This window comes from Streptomyces sp. NPDC059080 (assembly GCF_042739975.1).
GTDB lineage: Bacteria > Actinomycetota > Actinomycetes > Streptomycetales > Streptomycetaceae > Streptomyces > Streptomyces benahoarensis.
Genome location: NZ_JBHYGX010000001.1, coordinates 286,008 through 308,679 on the forward strand (window position 1 = coordinate 286,008; position 22,672 = coordinate 308,679).

Below are 22,672 nucleotides of genomic sequence, written 5' to 3' on the forward strand. Positions count from 1 at the left end.
CGGGGCGGGGGGGGGCGGGGGGCCCCCCGCCCACGCCCAGGTTTTCCGTGTTCCCGCCGTTGACATGCGAGTTGGGCATCCCTGAGCATGAGCGCGCCGTTACCGACTGGTGGGTACGGCACGTCCCTGTGGAGGTCCCCGTGCCCAGCGTCTTCCGCCCCACGCATCGCCGCACCACCCGCCCCGTGCACCGCGCCGCCCTGACCGTGCTGACCGCCACGGCGCTCACCGCCCCGCTCGCCCTCGCCGCCCCGGCCACCGCCGCGTCCGCCGACCCGTACACCGCCACCGCGCTCAAGCTCACCGTCCGCGCGGGCGGCCGCGACTGCACCGTGGACGCCGACCTCTACCGCCCGGCGGGCGTCGACGCGGCGCATCCGGCGCCCGCCGTGCTGACCACCAACGGCTTCGGCGGCAGCAAGTCCGACGGCTCGACCGCCACGACGGCCAAGGCGTTCGCGTCCCGCGGCTATGTCGCCCTCGCCTACTCCGGACTGGGCTTCGGTACGTCCGGCTGCCCGATCTCGCTGGACGACCCCGGGATCGACGGCAAGGCCGCGAGCCAGCTCATCGACTTCCTCGCCGGGGCCCGCACCGCCGACGACGGCACCCGCGTCGACTACGTCACCAAGGACCGCACCGCGAAGGGCGCCGCCCCCGACCCGCGCGTCGGCATGATCGGCGGCTCCTACGGCGGCGCGATCCAGATGGCCACCGCCGCCGTCGACCACCGCGTCGACGCGCTCGTCCCCCTCATCACCTGGAACGACCTCGCGTACTCCCAAGACCCCAACAACGCGGGCCGCACCGACGGCGTGACCGGGCCGGTCCCCGGCGCGTACAAGAAGGAGTGGACCAGCGGGTTCTTCCTGATAGGCGAGGCGCAGGGGCTGCTCCACCCGAGCCTGGACCCGTCCCGGCTCGGCGGCGCGGGCTGTCTGCACTTCGTCGCCGACGCCTGCCGCACCAAACGGCTGCTGGACTCCGGCCGTTACCCCGCCGACCGCACCGCGCAGATGCTGGCGTACGCGCGCAGTGTCTCCCCGGTCTCGTATCTGAAGTCGGTCAAGGCGCCGACCCTGCTCGTCCAGGGGGAGGCCGACACCCTCTTCAACCTCAACGAGGCGACCGCCACCTACCGGACGCTGAAGGACCAGGGCACCGACGCCAAGATGATCTGGCAGTCCTGGGGCCACAGCGGCGGCATGGACAAGCCCGCGCCCGGCGAACTCGACCTGGGCAAGGGCAACCTGGAGACCAGCTACGTCGGCCGCCGCATCCTGGCGTGGTTCGACCGCTACCTGAACCACCGCACCGGTACGGACACCGGCCCCGCGTTCGCCTACTACCGCGACTGGGCCGCCGACGGCGACACCTACGGCACCGCGGACACTTTCCCGACGGGCAGTGCGCGCACGCTCTACCTTTCGGGCGACGGCACGCTCGTCGACAGCCGCGCGAAGGTGGTCCGCGGCAGCCGCGAGTACCGCAACTGGCTGGTGCCCACCAGCCATTCGGAGAACTCCCTCGCCGGGATACTGGGCCTGCCCGACCCCGCGCCGTACGACACCCGGGGCACCGCCCTGGACTGGACGTCCGAGCCGGTCACCGGCGGTCCGCTGGACGTCGCAGGCATCCCCCGGGCGACACTGAAGGTCGTCTCGCCCCGGACCGAGCGGACGCAGGGCAGCTCCGACGCCGCCGACCGGCTGGTGCTCTTCGCCAAGCTCTACGACGTCGCACCGGACGGCTCCCAGACGCTGGTGCACCGCCTGGTGGCGCCGGTGCGGGTACCGGACGTCACCCGGAAGTTCACCGTCCAGCTGCCGGGCATCGTCCACCGCTACGCCCCGGGTCACCGGCTGCGCTTCACGCTCGCGGCGAGCGACAGCGCGTACAAGGGCAACCGCGGCATCAAGCCGGTGACGGTCACCAGCGCGCCCGGCGACACCGGAGCCCTCGAACTCCCCGTCGTCCAGGGGAGCGTGCGGTAGCGGAGAGGGCGCATCCGAGGACATCGCGCGCCGCCCTCCGCCGCCGACCGGTGGCGCGGGGCGGCGCGCCCCCGGGGGCCCCGGGGGGGGGGGCGCCCCCCCCCCCCCCCCCCCCGCGCGCCCCCCCGCCCCCCGCCCCCCCCCCGCGCGCCGGGGGGCCGGAGGGGGCCTCTGGCGGCCATACGGCCCCCCCCCCCCCGCCGCCGCCGGGGGGGGGGGGGGGCCCCGCCCCGCGGAGCCGGGCGGGCGTGCGCTCCCCGGCACGGCCACGGCGGAGCGCCGCCCGGCCCGGCCCCGCACGGCAGCGGACCGGGACCGTCCCCCTCCGCCACGCGCCGCCCCTGCCGCCCCACCCGCCCCACCACGGCTCCGGCACTCCGGATGCGGTCCGCCCCCGGCTACCCCTGGCCCGGCGCGCGGCGCCAGACTGCGCCCATGGGGCAACGACTCGGCGGGGAAACCGCGCAGGCATGGGCGGCGCTCGGCGGCGCCCCGGAGCTGACGGACCGTATCCGGTACACCGGACCACCGGGGCTGCTGCCCGCCCGGCTGCCGGTGCGGGAACTGGCCCGCGCCACGGTCGCCGGCTGCGCCCTCGCCGCCGCCGAACTCACCGCACGCCGCACCGGGCGCCCCGTCCCCGCCGTCCGCGTCGACGACGGCGCGGTGGCGACCGCCTTCGTCAGCGAACGCCATCTGCGCATCGACGGCCGGGCCCCGTCCACCTTCGCCCCGCTCTCCCGCTTCTGGCGCACCGCCGACGGCTGGGTCCGCACCCACACCAACTACCCGCACCACCGCGAGCGGTTGCTGCACGCCCTCGGCCTGCCCGCGACCGCCGACGCCGCCGATGTCGCCGCCGAGCTGGCCGGACGGCGCGCCGAGGAGGTCCAGGAGACGGTGTACGCGGCGGGCGGGCTGGCGGTCGCCGCCCGCACGCCCAGGGAGTGGGCCGTCCACGGCCAGGGCGCGGCCGTCGCCACCCACCCGCTCGTCACCCGTCAGCGCCTCGGCGCGAGCGCCCCGCCGCGCCGCCTGCCGCCGCTGGCGGGCGACCCGCTGCTGCCCGCCCGGGGGCTGCGCGTCCTCGACCTGACCCGGGTGATCGCGGGCCCGGTCGCCACCCGGACGCTCGCGCTGCTCGGCGCCGACGTGCTGCGCATCGACGCGCCGCAGCTGCCGGAGAGCCAGGACGCGCACCACGACACCGGGTTCGGTAAACGCTCCACCGCCCTCGACCTGGGCGCCCGCTCCGGCCGGGCCGCCTTCGAGGAGCTGCTGGCCGACGCGGACGTGGTGGTGACCGGCTACCGCCCCGGCTCCCTCGACCGCTTCGGCCTCGCCCCCGAGGCGCTGGCCGAACGCCGTCCGGGCCTGGTCCTCGCCCGCCTCTCCGCCTGGGGTGAGGACGGCCCCTGGGGCGGCCGCCGGGGTTTCGACAGCCTGGTCCAGGTGGCCACCGGCGTCGCCGTCGTCGAGGCGGCCGCCGACGGCACGCCCGGCGCCCTGCCCGCCCAGGCGCTCGACCACGGCACCGGCTATCTGCTGGCCGCGGCGGTGCTGCGCTCCCTCACCGAACAGGCGGAGACCGGCGGTGCGCAGCTCACCACGCTCTCCCTGGCCCGCACCGCGCACTGGCTGGTGCACGGCATGGCCCAGGACATCCCGCTGGGGCCCGCGGCCGACGGCACGTACGCCCCCGACCGTCATCTGCGGAGCACTGACAGCCCGGTCGGACGGCTGCGGTACGCGGCCTCGCCGGTCGCGTTCGACGGCGGGCCCACGGACTGGGCGGCCCCGCCCGGCCGGTGTGGCGCGGACGCGCCCCGGTGGCGCCACGACGGCTGACCCGCCGCCACGGTACGGACGGACCTGGCCGGACGCGCCCGCCGCTCCGTACGATCGGCCGATGACCGCTGATCACTACCTCGCGACGGGTCCCCGGGTGGGCATCCGCCACTTCACCCCGGACGACCGCGCCGAGTTCACCGCCCGGGCACGGGAGAGCGCCACACTGCACCGGCCGTGGCTCTACCCGCCGTCCGACGCCGACGCGTACGCCGGGTACGTCGCCAACCTCCGTGAACCGGCGCGCGAGGGCTTCCTGATCTGCGAACGCGACGGCGGTTCGATCGCCGGATATCTGACGATCAACAACATCGTGCACGGCGCCTTCCGCTGCGGGGCGATCGGCTACGGCGGCTTCGCGCACGCCGCCGGACGCGGCCTGATGAGTGAGGGCCTGCGGCTTGTCCTGCGGTACGCCTTCCACGTCCTCGGGTTGCACCGCCTGGAGGCCAACATCCAGCCCGGCAACGAACGTTCCCTCGCCCTGGTGAGCCGCGCGGGCTTCCGGCTGGAGGGCTTTTCGCCGGACTTCCTCCTCATCGACGGCGCCTGGCGCGATCACGAGCGCTGGGCGATCACCAGCGAGATGGTGCCCGAGGACGAGGCGGCCTGACGGGGCGGGGGCCACAGGGGCAGGCCGGGGGCCAGGGCGGGCTGAGGTCGGTAACTGAACGACACCAGGGCGGCGCCGTAGACCAGCGATCCCTCGGGCGTGAAGCGCCGGAGGCATGGGACGCGCGGGCGCCGGGCGCGGGCCGGAGCGGGTCCGGCCGTCCGTTGCGCGCCCGGCCGGAAATTCCCCCGGAGAGATCAGCGGGACGCGGAATCATCCTCGATCGTTACGCGTTGTGACGGACATGAAGGCAATCATCACGAACAGCTACGGCGGGCCCGAGGCCCTCACGCTCGCCGACCGTCCCGACCCCAAGGTCGGCCCCGACTCCGTCCTCGTCCGCGTGCGCGCCGCCGGGGTCAATCCCGTCGACTGGAAGGTCGTCGCCGGTGCGCTCGATCCGATGATGGACGCGTACTTCCCGCTGACCCCCGGCTGGGACGTGGCCGGTGTCGTGGCGGCTGTCGGCGTCGACGCCACCGAATTCGCCGTCGGCGACGAGGTCATCGGCTATGTCCGCAAGGACGCCATCCAGCACGGCACCTACGCCGAACTGGTCGCCGCGCCGGTGCGCACCCTCGCCCGGCGTCCGGCGGCGCTGAGCTGGCAGCAGGCGGCGGGGCTGCCGCTCGCCGGGCTGACCGCGTATCAGTCGATCCGGCGGGTCGGGCTGCGCCACGGCGAGACGGTGCTGGTGCACGCGGCGTCCGGCGGCGTCGGCTCGCTCGCCGTGCAGATCGCCGTGGCGGAGGGCGCCCGCGTCATCGGCACCGCGGGCGAGCGCAACCACGCCTTCCTCCACTCCCTGGGCGCCGAACCGGTGGTTTACGGTCCCGGGCTCGCCGAGCGGGTGAGGGAGTTGGCGCCCGACGGCGTGGACGCGGCGCTGGACTTCGTCGGCGGTGGTGTGGTGGCCGTCTCCCAGGAAGTCCTCAAGGACAGATCGCGGGTGGCGTCGATCGCCGACGGCGAGGTCACCGCCCGCGGCGGCCACATGGTGTGGGTACGGCCCGACAGCGCCGATCTCACGGCCCTCGCCGCGCTGGCGGACGCCGGGCAGCTGACGGTCCCGGTTGAGGCCACCTTCCCGCTCTCCGGGGCTGCCGACGCCTTCCGCCTCAGCCAGGGCGGCCATGTCCGCGGAAAGATCGTTCTGGAGGTGTCGTGACGGGGTGAGCGGGGGCAGACCGACGGCGTGGGGGCCCGGCTTCGTACGGGCGGCTTTGCACGGACCGCCTTGTACGGGCGGCTTCGTACGGGCGGCTTCGTGGGGGCGGTGCGGCCGTCGGCACGGGTGCCCGGGGCCGCACCGCCCGTCGGTCGGTGCTGCGGGCGCGTCAGCCGCCCTGCCGGTCGACGTATTCGAAGATCGAACCGTCCGGGTGGCGGGCGATGAGGTTGCGGCCGATCGGTGTCGGCAGCGGACCGGCGATGATTTCCGCGCCGACCGCCCGCAGATCCGTCACCGCCTCGTCCACATCCTTGACGGCCAGCGTCGCGGTCACCTTCGACAGCACCGAAAGCTCCGCCTCCGGCCCGCTCATGAGGAAGAAACAGCCCACCGCCGCGACCGCGACCGGACCGTGCTGGAAGCGCACGGCCTCGGTCCCGGTCAGCCGCTCGTAAACACCGACGGCGGCGTCCAGATCGCCGACGCACACCCGCAAGGAGGTCCCCAGAATGTCCATACGGCGAAGGGTAGTTGAGCAGGGGCACGGTGCGCGATCAGCAGATCCGGGACAGGGGTCGGGGCGGGCGCGGTCGTCCGCGCCGACGTGCCCCGCGGCGTCACACCCGGCAGAGGATCTCGCCGTGCAGCACCGCGAACCAGGCGTCCTCCTCGGCGCCCCACGTCCGCCATGTCGCCGCGATCTCCGTCAGCTCCCGCGGGGTGGCGTGCCCGCCGTCCACCGCCAGCTTCGCGTACCCCGAGGAGACCGTGCGGTCCGCCCACAGCCCGCTCCACCAGGCGCGCTCCTCGGGGGTGCGGTAGCACCAGGTGCCGGCGGTCGCGGTGACCGCCTCCGGGGCGAAGCCCGCCTGTCGTGCCCAGGCATGCAGGCGACGGCCGGCGTCCGGCTCACCTCCGTTGGCGCGCGTCACCCGCTCGTAGAGATCCAGCCATGCGTCCATGCCGGGGACCTCCGGATGCCACGTCATCGCCGCGTAGTCCGCGTCGCGCACGGCGACGATGCCGCCGGGCCTGGTCACCCGGCGCATCTCCCGCAGCGCCTGGACGGGATCGCCGACGTGCTGGAGCACCTGATGGGCGTGGGTCACACAGAAGGTGTCGTCCGGGTAGTCCAGTGCGTGGACGTCACCGACCGCGAAGCGGACGTTGGCCAGGCCCCGGTCCTCGACGGTGGCGCGGGCCTTCTCCAGGATCCCGGGCGCGTGGTCGAGGGCGGTGACCCGCCCGTCCGGCACCAGCTCGGCCAGATCGGCCGTGATGGTGCCGGGACCGCAGCCGATGTCCAGCACCTCCATGTGCGGACGGAGCGAACCCAGCAGGTAAGCGGCCGAGTTGGCGGCGGTGCGCCAGGTGTGCGAGCGGAGGACGGACTCGTGGTGGCCATGGGTGTAGACGGCGGTCTCCTGCGGCATGCGGTCTCCTTCGCGGCGTCGGGCGGCGGCCCCGCGCTCCGGCGGCCCGGCCCGGGTGTCCCTGGGGCGCCCGCGCCGCAGCAGCGCGGACGCCCTCGCGGCGTGGTGGATTCACCGTACGCCGCCGTCTCGCATCACGAGAGAGGTATCTCAGTATTCGGGCAGCAGGCGGTAGACCGTCAGCGCCTCGTTCTCCTTCGTCAGCGTCAACGGGCCCGGACCGGAGGTGACTTCACCGTCGTACGCCAGGTCCGTGCCGTCCGGCAGCCCGCCGATCCGCAGGCGGCGCAGCCGCGCCTCCTTGAGCACGGGGGAGGAGCGCGGGGTGCCGGTCAGCGCCGCCGCCAGCAGCCGGGTGCGGGCCAGTCGCCCGGCCCGCACCACCCGTACGTCGAGGACTCCGTCGGCCGGATCGTGGCGGCGCGCGGGCGTCAGCCCCAAGCCGCGGTAGGAGCAGTTGCCGACGAACAGCATCCACAGCTGCATCCGGCGGCCGTTGATCTCGGCGGACACCGGCTGCGCGGTGCGCAGCACGTGCCAGGCGGCGAGCACCCCCGCGGGCCAGGCGCCGATCGTGCCCGCCCAGCGTTCCCGCAGCCGGACCAGCTCCGGATAGGCGCCGATCGAGAAGGTGTTGAGGAAGTACCACCCCTCGCGGTGCGGCGCGGCGCGGAAGCGCACCAGGTCGACGGCGACCGCCTCACCGTCCTCCACGGCGCGCGCGGCCTCACCGACCGTCTCGATGCCCAGGTCGTACGCGAAGTGGTTGTGGGTGCCGCCGGGCAGCACCGCCAGCGGCAGCCCGTGCCGGACCGCGACGGCGGCCGCCGCGTTGACGGTGCCGTCGCCGCCGAGCACGCCCAGCGCGCCGCCGCACCGCTTGGCGTTCTCCGCGGCCTCCTTCAGCGCCTTGTCCAGAGCGGGGGCATCCGGTCCGCCGCAGGTCACGACCGTGGCGCGGGGCAGCGCCCCGTGCACCTCCGGCGCCCGGTCCGGCCGGGTCTCGCCGCGCTGCCCCGATCCCTGGTTCGCCACCACGAACAGCCCGCGGCCGCCGGGCAGCGCGGGCGCGTCGGCGCGCGGCCGGGCCGGGGGCGCCAGTTGGGCCCGGGTCGGGGCGAGGCCGCGGACCGCGAGGGCGGCCCCGGCGCCGAGCGCGGCGCCCGCCAGCACATCGCTGGGATAGTGCACCCCCGTGTAGACACGGGAGAACGCCACGGACGCGGCGAGCGGCGCCAGCGCCAGCCCCCACCATGTGTTCTCGAAGGCGACCCCGGTGGCGAAGGCGACCGCGGACGCCGCATGCCCCGACGGGAACGACGAGGTGAAGGGCTGGCGCCGCAGACGGCGTATGACGGGCACCGGGTCCAGGAGCGGCCGTTTGCGCCGTACGGAGCGTTTGCCCAGGGTGTTGACGGTCGCGGACGCCACGGCGAGGGAGGCGACCCCGCGCACGGCCGCCCGGCGCGCCGGGCGGCCCCCGAGCGCCGCGGCCCCGGCGGCGAGCCCCAGCCAGAGCAGCCCGTGATCCGCACCGCGGCCCAGCCGCGGCAGCACCTGCTGCGCACCGGGCCACTCGCGCGTGGCAATGGTGGCGAAGAGCTGTCGGTCGACACGGGAGAGGAGTGAGCGCATGCGGCCTCTTGTACCCCAAGTGGGAGGTGCGATACGGGAACGTTGCCGGGGTGGGTGTCGCCGTGGCGGGGCCCGGGCCGCCGTTGCCCCGGGCCCGAGGGGCCAGGGCGTTCTGGGGTGGCTCGGCGTTCCTGGGCGGTGGTGGGGTGTGCTGTGAGGTCGGTTGTTCCTGGGCGGTGGTGGGGTGTGCTGTGAGGTCGGTTGTTCCTGCGCGGTGGCCGGGCGTGCTGCGAGGCTGGGTATTCCTGGCCGGTGGCCGGTGGCCGGTGGCCGGTGGCCGGTGTGCCGGTTGGGCCGGTGGCCGGTGGGCGCGGGAAAACCACCTGCCCGCCGTGCCCCGGTGTGCTTTCCTCCCGGGATGATCAGGAACCGTGACGCCGCCGACCTCGACGCCTGCGCGGCGGTGCTGGCCGAGGTGCACCGCCACAACGGCTACCCGCACCACTGGCCCGCCGACCCGGCACGCTGGCTCACCCCCGACGGCCTCACCGCCGCCTGGGTGGCCGAGGAGTCCGGCGTGATCGTCGGTCATGCCGCCCTGTGCGGCCCGGAGATCAGCCGCCTCTACGTCCACCCCACCGCCCGCGGCAGCGGCGTCGGCGGCAGCCTGCTGCGCACCGCCCACGACACGGCACTCGCGCACGGCCGCGCCCCGGTCCTGGAGGTCAAGGCCACCGACCACACGGCCGTCGCCCTGTACGAACGTCACGGCTGGACGCGCACCGCCACCGAGGAACAGGAGTGGCGGCCGGGGGAGCGGGTGGTGATCCACCGTTACCGGGCGGGGCGGGGCGACTGAGCGGAGGCTCGGCAAGGCTCCGGCTCGGACGGCCGCCCGCCCCGAAGCGCCCGCCCCACCCCAGCCCCACCGGGCCGGCATCCCCACCTCGTACACACGCCCACCCCTGCCCCATTCGTCACGCCCACCCCTGCCCCATTCGTATGGCACCGGGGTCGTCAGATCCGGCCGGGTGGGCGTGGCACGGGGTCCGCTGACGTGTCGGGGGTGTTCGGGGCGTGGGATCTGCCAAGGTGGGCCGGGCGTGATTCATGTGATGGGCCCACGAACGACCCGCGCGGCCGACATCCGGTCGGCGCACCGGCGGTGCCGCGACCGGCGGCCGTCGGCGGCCCACCGTCCCGTCGTGTGCACTGTGGAGGTACGGATGCAGCGGACCGCCCCGGATCCGCGGCCGGAGCCCGCCCCGGAACCGCCCGGCCTCCCGGTGCTCCCCGAACTCGCCGACCGGCTCGCCGCCGCGGCCGGGCGCGCCGAGCCGGAACCGCTCGGCGGCTCCGGGGAGCTGCGTACCGCCGCCGCCGGATACGCCGGGCGCCGCGGCCCGGCCGCCGCCCCCGACCGTCTGCTCGTCGGCCCCGGCGCGCCCGCCCTGCTCCTCGCGCTGTACGCGGCGGTGGGCGGCGCCGTGGTGCTGCCCCGGCCCTGTGCTGCCTGGTACGCGCCGCCCGCCCGGCTGCTCGGCCGGGCCGTGCACCTCGCGCCCGTACCGGCCGAATCGGGCGGCGCGCCGGATCCGTTCGCCTTTCTGGAGACCGTGCGGCGGGCCCGGATGGAGGGCGCGGAGCCCGGGGTGCTGGTGCTGTCCGTCGCCGACGATCCGACCGGTACCTGTCCGCCGCCCGAGTTGCTGCACGAGGTCTGTGAGGCGGCCGTGGGGGAGGGGATGTGGGTGGTCAGCGACGAGACGCGCCGCGATCTGCTGCACGATCCGCACGACACGGTGGTGCTCAGCCCGGCCGAGATGCTGCCCGCGGACGTCGTGGTGCTGACCGATCTGCGTGCCACCCTGCTGCCCGCGTCCTGGCCGGTCGGGGTCGCCCGGTTCCCCGCGGGGGAGCGCGGCGCCGCGCTGCACGCCGCCGCCCTGGGCGCGCTGACCGCCGCGTCCACCCCGCTGCCCGGGCCGCTCGCCGACGCCGCCGGGTACGCACTCGGCGAACCCGCCGCGGTCCGCGCCCGCACCGCGGCCGCCGCCCGGCTGCACGGCACCCTCGCCGCCGCCCTCTACCGCACCCTCACCGCCGCCGGTGCGCTCTGCCGCCCGCCGCACTCCGGCAGCCACCTCTACGCCGACCTCGAACCGCTCCGCCGCCGCCTGTCCGCCGTCGGGGTCACCGGAGCGGCGGCGCTGGAGCGGGAGTTGGCGCCCTGGGCGGCGCGCGGCGGGCACCGCTTCGGCGACGACCCCGGCGCGCTCCGCGTCCGCCTGAGCACCGACGCGCCCCTGGGACGCGACGCGGACGCCCGCCGCGCCGTCCTGGACGCCCCCGACCCGCTGCGCACCGCCCCGGTCGCCGCGGCACTGACCGGACTCGACCGTGCGCTGACCGCCCTGACCACCGGCGGCTGACCGCCCTGACCACCGGCGGCTGACCGCCCTGACCACCGGCGGCTGACCGCCCTGACCACCGGCGGCTGACCGCCCGCCCGCACCGCTGTCCGACACGGACCGCCGCCCGCCCCCGTCCGTATCCGCCCCGGCCCGCCGTCCGCACGAACCCCCGCCACCCCCGCCCGGCCTACCGGCCCTGCCGCACCGTCCCCCCGGCCGCGTCGTTCCACCTCCGAAAGGGAGCCCCGCGATGACCGAACAGACCGAGCGCTCCGTCCCCGCGTCCCCGCACACCGGGCCGGCCGTGCCCCCGGGGCCGTCTGTCGTGGCCCGATCCGCAGTAGGGCGTCCCGGCGCGCCCGTCCGACCGGCTGCGCCGCCGCTCACCGCACCGCGGCCACTGGCCGAACCCCGCACCTGGCCGCGGGACTTCACCGACCGGCTGACCGCGCCGCTGCCCGGCGTCCGGGCGCTGGCCCGTATCGCGCGGGAGGGCAAGCTGCGGCCCGCGCCGGAGACGATGGCGCAGATCCAGGACCTGCCGTTCGCGCCCGGCCCGCTCCCGGCCGCCGGGCTCGCCACCACCGCCGTCACCTGGGCCGGTCACGCCAGCTGGATCGTCCGCATCGGCGGGCTGACCGTCCTGACCGACCCGGTCTGGTCCCGAAAGATCCTCGGCACCCCCGCCCGGGTCACGCCCGTCGGTGTCCGCTGGGAGGATCTGCCACCGGTCGACGCGGTGGTCATCAGCCACAACCACTACGACCACCTCGACGCCCCCACCCTCAAGCGGCTGCCCCGCACCACCCCGCTGCTGCTCCCGGCGGGCCTCGCGCCCTGGGCCCGGCGGCGCGGCTTCACCGCCGTCACCGAACTGGACTGGTGGGAGGCGGTCGAACTGCCCGCGCCCGGCGGGCCCGTACGCGTCGACTTCGTCCCCGCCCACCACTGGAGCAAACGCACCCTCCTCGACACCTGCCGCACCCTGTGGGGCGGCTGGGTGCTCACCGCGCCCGACGGCCGCCGGGTGTACTTCGCCGGGGACACCGGCTACGGCCACTGGTTCGAGGAGATCGGCCGCCGCCACCCGGGCATCGATGTGGCGCTGCTGCCGATCGGCGCGTACGACCCGCGGTGGATGCTGCGGCCGGTGCACACCGACCCCGAGGAGGCGGTCCGCGCCTGCCAGGATCTCGGCGCGCGGGTGCTGGCCCCCATGCACTGGTCGACGTTCCTGCTCTCCGGTGAGCCGCCGATGGAGCCGCTGCACCGGGTCCGCGCCGCCTGGCAGGCCACCGGACGGCCCCGCGAGGACCTCTGGGACCTGCCGGTCGGCTCCTCCCGCGTCCTGCCCGAGACCTGACGCCGTCTCACATCCCGCCGTGCGGCTCCCGGGCCCGCACCCGCCGCCACAGCGCCGGGACCGCGCCGACCAGCACTGTCAGCGCCACCGCCGCCGCCACGCCCTGCCACGGGCTGCCGAACAGCGAACCGCCCGCCACCCCGATGAGCTGGTACGTCGCCGTCCAGGCCAGGCAGGCGGGCGCGTCGCCGCGGGCGAAGGTGCGCAGCGGCATCCGCGACAGCAGGCACGCCAGCATCACCGGGATCCGCCCGGCCGGAACCAGCCGCGACACCACCAGCACCAGCACCCCGTGCGTCCGCAACTGCTCCTGCGCCTGCGCCAGCCGCTCGGGCGCCGCCCGGTCGCGCAGCCGCTCCGGCCACCGCGAACCGCTCCCGGCGCGCAGCCCGCGGGCGCCCAGCCAGTACAGGCCCATATCGCCGAGGAACGCCGCGACCGACGCCACCACGAAGACGCCGAGCAGCGCGAACGGCGACGCATGGTGGAACGCGACCACCGCCGCCGAGCTGACCACCGCGCCCGTCGGCACCACCGGCACCAGCGACCCCAGCACCACCAGCAGGAAGAGCGACGGATAGCCCACCGCCTGCTGCGCCGACTCCGGCGGTACCCCGGTCGCCAGCACCGCGCCGAGCGTCATCGCGCGACCACCGGCCGGACCCGCTCGCCGTGCGCGGGCCGGTACACCCGCACTCCGGGCGCCAGCGCCGCGGCCTGCCGCTCGAACTCCTGGCCCGGCGCGTGGAACTCGTGCGGCCGCACCGCGTCAAGCCCGATCGGCCAGTACGTGCCGTAGTGCACCGGCACGGCACACACCGGCCGGAGCAGCGCCGCCGCCCGGGCCGCGCGCCGCGCGTCGAGATGCCCGCTCCCCAGGAACGGCCCCCAGCCGCCGACCGGCAGCAACGCCACCTCGCACTCCCCGACCGCCTCCGCCATCGCGTCATACAGCCCGGTGTCGCCCGCGAAGTACGTCCGCGCGGCGCCCCGCACGACATAGCCCAGGGCGGGCACGCGGTGCGGCCCGTACGGCAGCCGCCGTCCGTCGTGGGCCGCCGGGACCGCGGTGACCGTGACCGTGCCCGCCGGGTCCGCCGCCACCGTCTCGCCGGGCGCCACCTCCGTCAGCCGCAGCCCGCGCGCGACCCGCCGCAGGGCGGGCACCGCGGCGGCCGCGCCCCGGGGCACCACGACCCGGGTGCCGGGCGCGAGCCGGGCGAGGGAGGCGGGGTGCAGATGGTCGGCGTGCAGATGGGAGACGACGACGAGATCGGCGCGGGCGGCCTCGGGCGGCGGCAGGGCACCGCGCCGCCGCCGCAGATGGGCCAGGCGGCGGGCGAACAGCGGATCGGTGAGCACCCGCACCCCGGAGTCCTCGATCGTCGCGGTGGCATGCCCCCACCAGGTGATCTCCACCGGCACCGCGGACCTCCCGACTCCCGGCGCCGGGCCGACTCCCGCGCGCCGCCACCGATCCTGCCTCATCCGCGCCCCGCCCCCGGCCCCGGGGCCAACGGGACGTCCCTTTCCTTACCTTTCCGTCCATCACGGGGCCAAGGCCGGGGACCGGCGCGTATATGACACGCTGGGGCGGATGCCCGCGCCGCCGGCCCGGGGCCGGAGCGGAAGAGAGGAAGGCCGTGACCGGGCGGTGGAGAAACCTCGGCGGCGCCGTGCTGCGCGTACTCGCCGTCTGGGCCGTGTCCAGCCTCACCCTGCTGCTCCTCGCCATGGTGCTGCCGGACTTCCGCCTCCAGTCGCCCGGCGGCGACAGCCTCACCCGCACCGCGCTGACCGCCGTCCTCGGCGCCGGCGCCTTCGGTCTCCTCGGCGCGCTGGTCTGGCCGCTGCTGGTCCGCGCGTTCCTGCTGGTTCCCGCCCTCGTCCTGGGCCTGCTGGTCTTCTTCCTCAACGGCTCGCTGCTGCTCGTCGCCCTCGCCCTGCTCCCCGAGGGCCGCGGCCAGGCCGCCCCCGAGACCGCCGTGATCGTCGCCGCCGTGATGTCCGCGACCTCCTCGGCCACCTCCGCCTTCCTCGCCGTCCGCAACGACGAGGCGTACCGCAGACGGCTGGTGCGGCTCGCCGGACGCCGCGCCCGCCGCGCCGGGGCCGCCGAGGCCCGCACCCCCGGCACCCTCTTCGTCCAGCTCGACGGCGTCGGCCACGACGTGCTCCGCGACGCGACCGAGGGCGAGCGGCCGCTGATGCCGACCGTGGCCCGCTGGCGCGCCGACGGCCACCACCTGACGCCCTGGCACACCGACTGGTCCAGCCAGACCGGCGCCAGCCAGCTCGGCATCCTGCACGGCACCAACCACGACCTGCCCGCCTTCCGCTGGTACGAGAAGGAGAGCGGCCACACCCTCGTCAGCAACCGCCCCACCAGCGCCGCGGAACTCCAGCGCCGCGCGGTGTCCCGCACCGGCGACCCCGGGCTGCTCGCCGACGACGGTGCCAGCCGCGGCAACCTCTTCAGCGGCGGCGCCGACCAGGTCGCCCTCGTCATGTCGGTCGCCGCCCGCCGAGGCCGCGCCACCCGCTCCCGCGCCGGATACTTCGCCTACTTCTCCGACCCGGCCAACGCCACCCGCACCGCCGTCTCCTTCGCCGCCGAACTCCTCCGCGAGACCGCCCAGGCGCTCCGCAGCCGCCTGCGCCGCGAGGCACCCCGCGTGGGACGCGGCGGCCTCTACCCCGTCCTCCGCGCCTTCGCCACCGTCGTCGAACGCGATGTGGTGGTCGCCGCGATCGTCGGTGACCTCCTCGCCGGACGCACCGTCGTCTACGCCGACCTCGTCGCCTACGACGAGGTCGCCCACCACTCCGGGCCGCGCCACCGCGACACCCACCAGGTGCTCCGCAGCCTCGACCGGGCCCTCGCGCTCCTCGCCCAGGCCGCCCGGCACGCCCCGCGCCCGTACCGCATCGTGCTCCTCTCCGACCACGGGCAGAGCCCCGGGGCGACCTTCCTGGACCGCTACGGACTGAGCCTGGGCGACCTCGTACGCGCCGGGTGCGGGCTGCCGGTGCCGCGCCGGGTGCGGCGTACCCACAGCGGCGCCGAGGCGCGGGAGGCGGCGCGCGCCGCGCTGGGCAGGCCCGAGGACACCGACGGCCACAGCGCCGCCTCCCAGCCGGTGGTGCTGGCCTCCGGCAACCTCGGCCTGGTGTCGTTCCCGGACATGCCCGGCCGCGTCACCCGCGAGGAGCTGGACCGCCGCAACCCGGCGCTCCTCGGCACCCTCGCCCACCACCCCGGCATCGGCTTCCTGCTGGTCCGCTCGGCGGAGCACGGCGCGGTGGTGCTCGGCCCGGCCGGCGCCGAACACCACCTCGACACCGGCCGGATCGTCGGCGCCGACCCGCTCGCCCCGTTCGGCCCGGGCGCGGCCGACGCGGTGCGCCGCACCGACGGCTTCCCGCACGTCGCCGACATCATGGTCAACTCCGCCTACGACCCGGCCACCGGCGAGGTGCACGCCTTCGAGGAGCAGATCGGCTCGCACGGCGGCCTCGGCGGCGACCAGGGCCGCCCGTTCCTGCTGGCCCCCGCCGACCTCTCACCCCCGGTCCCCGACAGCGCCCCGCCCCTGACCGGCGCCGCGCAGGTCCACCACGTCCTGCGCCGCTGGCTGCGCGAGGCGGCGGAAAACCGCCCGGCCGCCGCCCCGGCCGACGGGGGAGTCCGGGTCGCCGACGAGGCGTGAGCGCACCCCGCACCGGCGAGTCGCACGCCTCGGACCAGGGAAGACACCCGTTCGGCGGGCCGCCCGGGATTTCCGTCCGCCACCCGCCGGGCCGTAGATCCTCCGTCCCGGCGAACGCTTGACGAGAGCATTCGCGGCGATTTTGTACCCCGCCCCGAACCGGTGACCATGTGCATCAGTCCGGCACACCGGACACCCGGCACGACGAGAGACACCCACTCCATGCACCCCAGCCCCGACGAGCGGCACCCCGGGACGGGTGCGGCCACCGACGCACCCGAGCCGACCCGCCGCTTCGGTCTCGCCACCGCCACCTGCCTGGTGATGGGCAACATCATCGGCGGCGGCATCTTCCTGCTCCCCGCGTCCGTCGCCCCGTTCGGCACGGTCAGCCTCGTCGCCTTCGGCGTCCTCACCCTCGGCGCCGTGGCCCTCGCGCTGGTCTTCGGCAAGCTGGCCCGGCGCCACCCGGACACCGGCGGGCCCTACGTCTACGCCCGGGAGGCGTTCGGCGACTTCGCCGGGTTCCTGTCGGCCTGGTCGTACTGGACCCTCACCTGGGTCAGCAACGCGGCCCTCGCGGTCGCCGCCGTCGGGTACGTCCACGTCCTGCTGCCGGGCCACGCGGGGCGCGGCACCGACCTCGTCGTCGCGCTGGCCGCGTTGTGGCTCCCGGCGCTCTCCAACCTCGCCGGGACCCGCTACGTCGGCGCCGTGCAGATGGTCTCCACGGTCCTGAAGTTCGTCCCGCTGCTGTTCATCGCCGTCGTCGGCCTGTTCTTCTTCGACCCGGCCAACCTCGGCTCGTTCACCGAGGGCGGCACCGGCGCCCTCGGCGGACTGTCGGCCGCCGCCGCGATCCTGCTCTACAGCTACGTCGGCGTGGAGTCCGCGGCGATGAGCGCGGGTGAGGTCCGCGACCCGGGGCGCAACGTCGGCCGCGCCACGGTCCTGGGCACCCTCGGCGCCGCGCTGGTCTACCTCCTGGGCACCCTCGCCGTCTTCGGCACCGTCTCCCACGACAAGCTGATCCACTCCAAGGCGCCGTTCTCGGAAGCGGTCAACGCGATGTTCGGCGGCCACTGGGGCGGCACCCTCATCGCCGCCGCCGCCGTCATCTCGATCGTCGGCGCCCTCAACGGCTGGACGCTGATGAGCGCGCAGTCCCCGTACGCCGCCGCGCAGGACGGCCTCTTCCCCGCCGCCTTCCTCACCAAGCGGCGCGGCGTGCCGACCTTCGGCGTGATCGCCGCCGCGGTGCTGGCCAGCGGCCTGACGGTGATCAACTACCTGTTGGGCTCCGCCGGCGTCTTCGAGATCCTGGTGCTCATCACCACCTTCTCGGCCACCGTCCCGTACCTCCTCGCGGCCGGGGCACAGATCTACTTCCTGCTCACCGGCGAGCGCGACCGGGTCCGCCCGGGCCGCTTCGTCCGCGACCTGACCCTGGCGCTCGCCGCGTTCGGCTTCACCTTCTGGCTCGTCGCCGGGGCCGGGTACGCCGCGATCTACCAGGGCGTGCTGTTCCTCTTCGCCGGGATCCTCGTCTACGCCTGGATGGCGGCGCGCCGCACGGGACGCGGGCAGCGTGCCACGGGCGCCGAACCGGTGCACCCCGGGGACGCTCCCACGCCGTAACCCGGCGGCCCGGCCCCGCCGCCGGGCGCCCACCCGGGCCCGCATGCCACGCTGGTAGCGGTACGGGCCCGACTCCCGTACCGGCCCGCCGGGTGCGGAGCGACCGCGCCGGGAGACGACGAGGGAGGCGACCGGGATGCCCCAGCCGGAACCGCTCAGTGACCAGGACATCGCCGCACGGCTCGGGCAGCTGCCGGGCTGGTCGGTCTCCGAGGGCCTGCTGCGCCGCGGCTACCACTTCGCGGGCCACTTCCCGGCCGCCGCGATGGTCCTCCACATCGCGCAGATCCAGGAGGAACTGGGCCACCACGCCGATCTGACCCTCGGCTACAACCGGCTCGCCGTCGCGGTGAACACCCACAGCGTGGGCGGCCGGATCACCGCCCTCGACTTCGGTCTGGCCCACCGGATCGAGGCCATCGCCTCGGGGCACGGGGCCGACTGAGCCGGTACGCACGCGGGGCGGGGGCCGGGCCGGGCGGTGTGCCGTCGGCCCGGCCGTGGCGCGTCAGCCCGAGGAGCGGGTGACACCGGGGCCGGGGCGCGGGACCGCGCCGGTTGGCCGTACGGGGGGCTCCGAGGCCGGGCCGGGGGCGGGCTCCGGTACGGGCGCGGGGGAGGCGTCCCCCGCGCCGCCGTCGCCATCCGCCCCGTCCCACCCCGCCCGCCGCAGCTCCACGTTGAACTGGGCGCCCGAGAGCAGCGACAGGTGGGAGAACCACAGCCAGATCAGGAAGACCACCGGACCGGCCAGCGACCCGTAGAGCCGGTTGAACGTGCCGACGTACGACGCGTAGAACGTGAACGCCGCCGACGAGACCAGCCACATCAGCACCGCGACCACCCCGCCCGGCACGGCGCGGGGCACCTCGCGCGCGGGCGGCGGGCCGGAGCGGTACAGCACCATCACCAGCACCACGGCCAGCAGCAACAGCAGCGGCCACTGGAGGAGGTTCCAGGTCTGCTCACCGGCCTCGCCCAGGCCCAGCGTCCGGCCCAGCGCCGTCGCGATCGGCCCGCTGACCAGCAGCGCCACGGCCGAGCTGATGAGCAGCGCGATCAGCAGCAGCGCGGTGGCGAGGATGCGCGGCGCCTTGCGCCACGGCGGCCGGTCGTCCTTCGTACGGTTCATGGCGTGCAGCGCCCGCCGGAACACCGCCAGATAGCTGCACGACGACCAGACCGCGCTGACCAGCGCACCGCCGACCAGCATCCAGGCGGCGGTGCGCTGATGCGCCATGCCCACCAGCGCCCGCCGCAGCGTGGGGCCGGAGTCGGCCGGTGCCAGCGACGTCAGATGGTTGATCAACTGCTCGGTGGCCGAGGGATCGGCGAGCCCGATCAGCGACACCGTCACGATCGTCGAGGGCAGCAGCGCCAGCACCGAGTAGTACGTCAGGCTGGCCGCCCAGTCCGTCACATCGTCGTGCCACACCGAGAGCGGCGTACGGCGCAGCGCGGTACGGCACTGGCGCGCCGTCGGCAGCGCGCGCCGCATCCGGCCGCGGCGCGGGGCGGTCCCGGCGCTCACCCGGACCTCCTGCTGAGACGCGGCGGTGTGCGGTGCGGCCCGCGGCGGATACCACTCCCGGCCATGTCGTGTCCGTCCTTTACGCGAGCAGGGTGTACGTCGAGGGGGCGCGCCGACGGGGCGGGTGGCGCCGGGCGCCGGAAGACCTCCTACGCGGGGGCGATACGGATCACCAGGCGCGGTGGCCGGACGAGGCCCAGCCGGTCGCGCAGGGCGCGCAGCTCCGCGGTGAGCGCGGCCCGCGCCTCGGCCGGATCGCCGAACACCAGCACCGCCCGGACCACGGCACGACGGCCCCGCACCCGCACCCGGGCCCGCGCGATGCCCGGCACCCGCAGGGCGGTGTCCCGCAGCAGCGTGCCGAGCCCACGCCGGTCCAGGGCGGCGTCCGCGCCGGGCAGCAGCCGCGCCCCGGCGCCCTCCCGGAGCCCGCCCGGTACGAGAGCCAGTACCACCATCGCCACGCCCAGCAGCGCGACCACCGCGCCGCCCGCGATCAGCCGCCCGTCGGTGAGCCGCAGGGCGGCCACCGCCCCGTCGAGCAGCCCGCCCAGGATCCCCATCGGGCCGGACGGACCGGGGAGCGGCCGCCCGCCCCACGCCACCGCCAGCGCGGCACAGCAGGGCACCACGGCACCTGCCGTCAGTACCACGCTCCACCGGCGTCCCACGCGCTCCATCGCCGTCCTCCTCATTCCTGGTTCCGCTCCGTGAGGCGCGTGCCGTGCCGCGCCCCTCTCGCCTGCCCACTGTTCTGATGAAGTCAACCTCATCCACCGGCCCCCTTGCGCCCGAACCCCGTGGAGTAGGGGGTCAGCCCGCGGGCGCCGCGCCGTCAGCAGTGCCGGTACACGTAACCGTGCTCCCCTTCGGGCCGTACGTCGCGATCGCGCAGGGTGAGGGAGAGGCGGTCGCCCCAGTGGCGGCAGCCGGTGGTGAAGTCCCGGGTGCGGTACTCGATGTCGAGGACCCGGCCGTCGTAGGCGGTCAGATAGCGGTCGCACTCCCGGTAGCGGGCGCACTCCTCGGTCACCGCGAAGTCGAAGCCGATCCGGTCCCGCTCCCCGAGCAGTCCGGCGGTGTTCTTCTGCGCGAAGGCCAGCCCCCGTGCGTGGGCCCGCTGCGCCAGCAGCCGGGCGAACGCCGCCGCGTCGTCCGCGTCGAGCCGCCCGCCGGAGCGTTCGTACGAGTCGAGGTTGTCGGCCTCCACAGCGTCGAAGCCCGCCGTGGCGCAGCCGTCGATCCAGCGCCCCACGACCTCGGCGGCGGCCGCGCGCCGGGCGGACGTGGACACGTCCAGCAGCGGTTCGTCCCAGTCCTCGTCGATCACCAACGGGCCGTCGTCGCCGTCCTCGTGCAGCAGCAGTTCGGGGTGGTGGTGCCGCCACCAGCCGACCGCCGCACCGGGCTGCGTCTGGAACGCGTTGACGTAGCAGACGCTGTAGCGGCCCTCCGCCGGTTGCGCGGTGCGGTCGCGGGAGACCACCCGTACGTCGTCCCGCGGCGGGTACGCGCCGCCCAACTGGTAGTCGAAGACGGCGTCGGCGGGCGGCAGCCGCACTGTGCCGGGAGCGGTTGAGGTGGCCGCGGGCCGTGCGCCGGACGGGCCGCCGGCGGTGGGGGAGCAGCCGGAGAGAGCGGTCACCGAGCACAACAGGGCGAGGAGCAACGCGGGGCGAGGGGACGGGCGGCGCACGACGGCATCAGCTTTCGGTCGGTTCGCCCCGGGGGACCGGCCCGGGAAGCGGACCGGAGCGCGCGCGGTCCGTGCGCTCGGAGGGGACATCAGGAAGCGTACGCACCGGGGCGCGTTCGCCTGCCGTGCGCCCCCTGGCCGCGGCGTACGCCCTGGGGGCGGCCCGAGGCCGACGGGGGCCGACGGGGGCGCCGGGCGGGCGCCGGCCGGGGCGCCCGTCACCGCCCGGCCGCGTCACGCATCGGCCCGACCGTCAACCGGCCGCCCCCGCGCCACGCCCGGCCCGGCCCCCACCTCCGTTCACCCTCCGTCCAACCCCCTCGCCCGCCGGAACCGGGCCACCCCCTCGCCCAGCTCCACCACCGGCACCGGATAATCCGACGCAGTCCCCTCCCGGCCGCTCAGCTCCCACGGCCGGTGGACGGCGGCGCCCGGTACGTCCGCCAACTCCGGTACCCAGCGCCGCACATACGCGCCCTCCGGGTCGAAGCGACGGCCCTGGACGACCGGGTTGAGGACCCGGTTCGGGCGGGTGTCGGTGCCGGTGCCCGCCGCCCACTGCCAGTTCAGCTGGTTGTCGGCGAGGTCGCCGTCCACCAGCAGACCGAGGAAGTGCCGGGCGCCGACCCGCCAGTCCACGTACAGCGTCTTCGTCAGGAAGCTCGCGGCCAGCAGCCGGGCCCGGTTGTGCACCCACCCCTCGTGCCGCAGCTGCCGCAGCGCCGCGTCGACCACGGGATACCCGGTACGCCCGTCCCGCCAGGCCGCCGCCTCCTCGCCGTCGCCCCGCCAGTGGTCGCCCCGGGGGCGGTAGTCCCGCCAGGCCGCCGCCGGACGCGCCGCCAGCACCTGGTGGTGGAAGTCCCGCCATGCCAGCTGCCGTACGAAGGCGCGCGCCCCCGCGTCGTCCCGGGCCGCCGCCTCGCGGACCAGCTCCACCGGGGAGACGCAGCCGAAGTGCAGATACGGCGACAGGCGCGAGGTGGCGTCGCCCGGCAGATCGTCGTGCCGGTCCGCGTACGCGGCCAGCCCCGTGCGCCGCCAGGCGGCGAAGCGGCGGCGGCCCGCCGTCTCGCCGCCCTCGGGGAGCCCGGGCGACGGACGCCCACCGGGACACAGCGCCTCACCCGTGGGCAGCGCCGCCGAACGCACCCCCTCCGGCACCGCGACCGTGCGCGGCGCGGCCACCACCGGGCGCGTCCCCTCGGCCTGCCAGCGCCGGAAGTACGGCGTGAACACCGCGAAATGGTCCTTGCCCGGCCCCGAGGGGACCACCGCGCCCGGCGGCACCGCCGTGATCACCGCGTCGTGGACCACCAACCGCCGCCCGTCGGCGGCGAGTTGGGCCGCCAGTCGCCGCTCCCGGCGCGCCGCGTAACCGGACACCCCGGCCGCGAGATGCACCTCCCCGGCGCCGCACTCCGCCGCCAACCGGCAGGTCTCGGCCACCACCTCGCCCGTACGGACGATCAGCCGCCCGCCCCGGGAGCGCAGTTGAGCGTCCAGATCGGCCAGCGCGGCCGCCAGGAACGCGGCACGGTTCGCCGTCACGAACCCGGCGGCGGCCACCCCCGAGTCCACGACGAACAGCGGCACCACCCGGGCCGCGGCCCGTACCGCCGCCCGCAGCACCGGCTGGTCGCGCACCCGCAGATCGGACGTGAACAGACACACCGCGACATCCAT

General features: G+C 76.0%; 19 protein-coding genes. 10 read left to right on the forward strand and 9 right to left on the reverse strand.

The window, feature by feature from the left end; all coding sequences use genetic code 11:
- Positions 1–140 precede the first annotated feature (140 nt).
- From ACFWWQ_RS00735 to ACFWWQ_RS00750, 4 genes are all read left to right on the forward strand, one after another.
- On the forward strand, positions 141–1,994 hold the full coding sequence (locus tag ACFWWQ_RS00735; RefSeq protein ID WP_384587846.1) for a CocE/NonD family hydrolase: 1,854 nt from the start codon (positions 141–143) through the stop codon (positions 1,992–1,994).
- A gap of 435 nt (positions 1,995–2,429) precedes the next feature.
- The gene (locus tag ACFWWQ_RS00740) at positions 2,430–3,842 is read left to right on the forward strand and encodes a CoA transferase (RefSeq protein WP_384587849.1); all 1,413 of its coding nucleotides are present in this window, start codon (positions 2,430–2,432) and stop codon (positions 3,840–3,842) included.
- A gap of 61 nt (positions 3,843–3,903) precedes the next feature.
- A complete protein-coding gene (locus ACFWWQ_RS00745) occupies positions 3,904–4,455 on the forward strand; it encodes a GNAT family N-acetyltransferase (RefSeq protein ID WP_384587853.1) in 552 nt (183 codons plus the stop codon).
- A gap of 244 nt (positions 4,456–4,699) precedes the next feature.
- A complete protein-coding gene (locus ACFWWQ_RS00750) occupies positions 4,700–5,623 on the forward strand; it encodes an NADP-dependent oxidoreductase (protein WP_384587856.1) in 924 nt (307 codons plus the stop codon).
- A gap of 169 nt (positions 5,624–5,792) precedes the next feature.
- On the opposite strand, the gene ACFWWQ_RS00755 is transcribed toward ACFWWQ_RS00750, so the two are convergent.
- The 3 genes from ACFWWQ_RS00755 to ACFWWQ_RS00765 all read right to left on the reverse strand — a co-directional run bounded on the left by ACFWWQ_RS00755 (position 5,793) and on the right by ACFWWQ_RS00765 (position 8,694).
- Positions 5,793–6,143, reverse strand: coding sequence for a VOC family protein (locus ACFWWQ_RS00755; protein WP_384587859.1), 351 nt, complete (start codon positions 6,141–6,143; stop codon positions 5,793–5,795).
- A gap of 100 nt (positions 6,144–6,243) precedes the next feature.
- Entirely contained in the window at positions 6,244–7,059 is an 816-nt protein-coding gene (locus ACFWWQ_RS00760) for a class I SAM-dependent methyltransferase (RefSeq protein ID WP_384587861.1), read from the reverse strand.
- Positions 7,060–7,209: 150 nt separating this feature from the next.
- Positions 7,210–8,694: a bifunctional phosphatase PAP2/diacylglycerol kinase family protein gene (locus tag ACFWWQ_RS00765; protein ID WP_384587864.1), complete on the reverse strand. Its 1,485-nt coding sequence runs from the start codon at positions 8,692–8,694 to the stop codon at positions 7,210–7,212.
- A gap of 358 nt (positions 8,695–9,052) precedes the next feature.
- On the opposite strand from ACFWWQ_RS00765, the gene ACFWWQ_RS00770 reads away from it, so the two are divergent.
- The 3 genes from ACFWWQ_RS00770 (at position 9,053) to ACFWWQ_RS00780 (ending at position 12,411) form a co-directional block, all read left to right on the forward strand.
- Positions 9,053–9,493 (forward strand): GNAT family N-acetyltransferase, encoded by a 441-nt coding sequence (locus ACFWWQ_RS00770; protein ID WP_384587867.1) that lies wholly within the window; start codon positions 9,053–9,055, stop codon positions 9,491–9,493.
- Positions 9,494–9,860: 367 nt separating this feature from the next.
- The gene (locus tag ACFWWQ_RS00775) at positions 9,861–11,066 is read left to right on the forward strand and encodes an aminotransferase class I/II-fold pyridoxal phosphate-dependent enzyme (protein ID WP_384588143.1); all 1,206 of its coding nucleotides are present in this window, start codon (positions 9,861–9,863) and stop codon (positions 11,064–11,066) included.
- Positions 11,067–11,298: 232 nt separating this feature from the next.
- On the forward strand, positions 11,299–12,411 hold the full coding sequence (locus ACFWWQ_RS00780) for an MBL fold metallo-hydrolase (RefSeq protein WP_384587870.1): 1,113 nt from the start codon (positions 11,299–11,301) through the stop codon (positions 12,409–12,411).
- 7 nt (positions 12,412–12,418) lie between these two features.
- Here the strand turns inward: ACFWWQ_RS00780 and ACFWWQ_RS00785 are convergent, their stop codons facing one another.
- The gene (locus tag ACFWWQ_RS00785) at positions 12,419–13,054 is read right to left on the reverse strand and encodes a DedA family protein (RefSeq protein ID WP_384587873.1); all 636 of its coding nucleotides are present in this window, start codon (positions 13,052–13,054) and stop codon (positions 12,419–12,421) included.
- The gene (locus ACFWWQ_RS00790) at positions 13,051–13,836 is read right to left on the reverse strand and encodes an MBL fold metallo-hydrolase (protein ID WP_384587876.1); all 786 of its coding nucleotides are present in this window, start codon (positions 13,834–13,836) and stop codon (positions 13,051–13,053) included. The genes ACFWWQ_RS00785 and ACFWWQ_RS00790 overlap by 4 nt, the downstream gene beginning before the upstream one ends.
- Before the next feature lie 155 nt (positions 13,837–13,991).
- On the opposite strand from ACFWWQ_RS00790, the gene ACFWWQ_RS00795 reads away from it, so the two are divergent.
- From ACFWWQ_RS00795 to ACFWWQ_RS00805, 3 genes are all read left to right on the forward strand, one after another.
- On the forward strand, positions 13,992–16,121 hold the full coding sequence (locus tag ACFWWQ_RS00795) for a phage holin family protein (RefSeq protein ID WP_384587879.1): 2,130 nt from the start codon (positions 13,992–13,994) through the stop codon (positions 16,119–16,121).
- A gap of 222 nt (positions 16,122–16,343) precedes the next feature.
- Positions 16,344–17,759 carry an amino acid permease gene (locus ACFWWQ_RS00800; protein ID WP_384587882.1) on the forward strand — a complete coding sequence of 472 codons (1,416 nt, stop codon included), beginning with the start codon at positions 16,344–16,346 and terminating at the stop codon, positions 17,757–17,759.
- A gap of 136 nt (positions 17,760–17,895) precedes the next feature.
- A complete protein-coding gene (locus ACFWWQ_RS00805; protein WP_384587885.1) occupies positions 17,896–18,204 on the forward strand; it encodes a 4a-hydroxytetrahydrobiopterin dehydratase in 309 nt (102 codons plus the stop codon).
- A 63-nt stretch (positions 18,205–18,267) separates the two neighbouring features.
- On the opposite strand, the gene ACFWWQ_RS00810 is transcribed toward ACFWWQ_RS00805, so the two are convergent.
- The 4 genes from ACFWWQ_RS00810 to ACFWWQ_RS00825 all read right to left on the reverse strand — a co-directional run bounded on the left by ACFWWQ_RS00810 (position 18,268) and on the right by ACFWWQ_RS00825 (position 22,672).
- The gene (locus ACFWWQ_RS00810) at positions 18,268–19,257 is read right to left on the reverse strand and encodes a YihY/virulence factor BrkB family protein (protein ID WP_384588146.1); all 990 of its coding nucleotides are present in this window, start codon (positions 19,255–19,257) and stop codon (positions 18,268–18,270) included.
- Between the two features lie 182 nt (positions 19,258–19,439).
- Complete coding sequence (locus tag ACFWWQ_RS00815) at positions 19,440–19,970, reverse strand: DUF6286 domain-containing protein (RefSeq protein WP_384587888.1); 531 nt, start codon at positions 19,968–19,970, stop codon at positions 19,440–19,442.
- A 155-nt stretch (positions 19,971–20,125) separates the two neighbouring features.
- Positions 20,126–20,935 (reverse strand): endo alpha-1,4 polygalactosaminidase, encoded by an 810-nt coding sequence (locus tag ACFWWQ_RS00820; protein WP_384587891.1) that lies wholly within the window; start codon positions 20,933–20,935, stop codon positions 20,126–20,128.
- A 351-nt stretch (positions 20,936–21,286) separates the two neighbouring features.
- Complete coding sequence (locus tag ACFWWQ_RS00825) at positions 21,287–22,672, reverse strand: cryptochrome/photolyase family protein (protein ID WP_384587894.1); 1,386 nt, start codon at positions 22,670–22,672, stop codon at positions 21,287–21,289.

Coding starts and splice junctions, on each gene's coding strand:
- ACFWWQ_RS00745 (WP_384587853.1), top strand. CDS start 3,904: ATGACCGCTGATCACTACCTCGCGACGGGTCCCCGGGTGGGCATCCGC.
- ACFWWQ_RS00810 (WP_384588146.1), bottom strand. CDS start 19,257: ATGCGGCGCGCGCTGCCGACGGCGCGCCAGTGCCGTACCGCGCTGCGC.
- ACFWWQ_RS00765 (WP_384587864.1), bottom strand. CDS start 8,694: ATGCGCTCACTCCTCTCCCGTGTCGACCGACAGCTCTTCGCCACCATT.
- ACFWWQ_RS00805 (WP_384587885.1), top strand. CDS start 17,896: ATGCCCCAGCCGGAACCGCTCAGTGACCAGGACATCGCCGCACGGCTC.
- ACFWWQ_RS00780 (WP_384587870.1), top strand. CDS start 11,299: ATGACCGAACAGACCGAGCGCTCCGTCCCCGCGTCCCCGCACACCGGG.
- ACFWWQ_RS00800 (WP_384587882.1), top strand. CDS start 16,344: ATGCACCCCAGCCCCGACGAGCGGCACCCCGGGACGGGTGCGGCCACC.
- ACFWWQ_RS00825 (WP_384587894.1), bottom strand. CDS start 22,672: ATGGATGTCGCGGTGTGTCTGTTCACGTCCGATCTGCGGGTGCGCGAC.
- ACFWWQ_RS00750 (WP_384587856.1), top strand. CDS start 4,700: ATGAAGGCAATCATCACGAACAGCTACGGCGGGCCCGAGGCCCTCACG.
- ACFWWQ_RS00740 (WP_384587849.1), top strand. CDS start 2,430: ATGGGGCAACGACTCGGCGGGGAAACCGCGCAGGCATGGGCGGCGCTC.
- ACFWWQ_RS00815 (WP_384587888.1), bottom strand. CDS start 19,970: ATGGAGCGCGTGGGACGCCGGTGGAGCGTGGTACTGACGGCAGGTGCC.
- ACFWWQ_RS00795 (WP_384587879.1), top strand. CDS start 13,992: ATGACACGCTGGGGCGGATGCCCGCGCCGCCGGCCCGGGGCCGGAGCG.
- ACFWWQ_RS00755 (WP_384587859.1), bottom strand. CDS start 6,143: ATGGACATTCTGGGGACCTCCTTGCGGGTGTGCGTCGGCGATCTGGAC.
- ACFWWQ_RS00770 (WP_384587867.1), top strand. CDS start 9,053: ATGATCAGGAACCGTGACGCCGCCGACCTCGACGCCTGCGCGGCGGTG.
- ACFWWQ_RS00785 (WP_384587873.1), bottom strand. CDS start 13,054: ATGACGCTCGGCGCGGTGCTGGCGACCGGGGTACCGCCGGAGTCGGCG.
- ACFWWQ_RS00775 (WP_384588143.1), top strand. CDS start 9,861: ATGCAGCGGACCGCCCCGGATCCGCGGCCGGAGCCCGCCCCGGAACCG.
- ACFWWQ_RS00760 (WP_384587861.1), bottom strand. CDS start 7,059: ATGCCGCAGGAGACCGCCGTCTACACCCATGGCCACCACGAGTCCGTC.